General features: G+C 58.0%; 1 protein-coding gene. It reads left to right on the top strand.

Features of this window, described 5'->3' with window-relative positions:
• The coding region (locus tag L691_RS29245; protein ID WP_036737297.1) for a cation transporting ATPase C-terminal domain-containing protein at positions 1-333 on the top strand (333 nt) is incomplete at both ends.

Genomic DNA, 333 nt, shown 5'->3' with positions numbered 1-333 from the left:
GGCGGCCTTCTGGCTGACGCTCCGCATAGCTCCGGCTAATCCGGATCAGCTGATCCGGGCACAATCCGTTGCGTTTGCGACTCTCGTTATGGCCCAGTTGTTTCATGTATTCGACTGCCGGAGCTCACGCTCCGTGTTCCACCGGAACCCGTTCCAGAATAAATACCTTGTGCTCGCGGTGCTTTCGTCCGTACTGCTGATGCTGGCCGTCATGTATATTTCCGTTCTTCAGCCGATCTTCAAGACGATTCCCCTGGGCTTCCGGGACTGGTCGCTATGCCTGGTAGCTGCCGGAATACCCACCTTCCTGATGGGCGCAGGCAGCGTCTGGAG

It is taken from the genome of Paenibacillus zanthoxyli JH29 (assembly GCF_000520715.1).
Classification (GTDB): domain Bacteria; phylum Bacillota; class Bacilli; order Paenibacillales; family Paenibacillaceae; genus Paenibacillus_AQ; species Paenibacillus_AQ zanthoxyli.
This window is presented reverse-complemented; position numbering and strand designations above follow the sequence as displayed.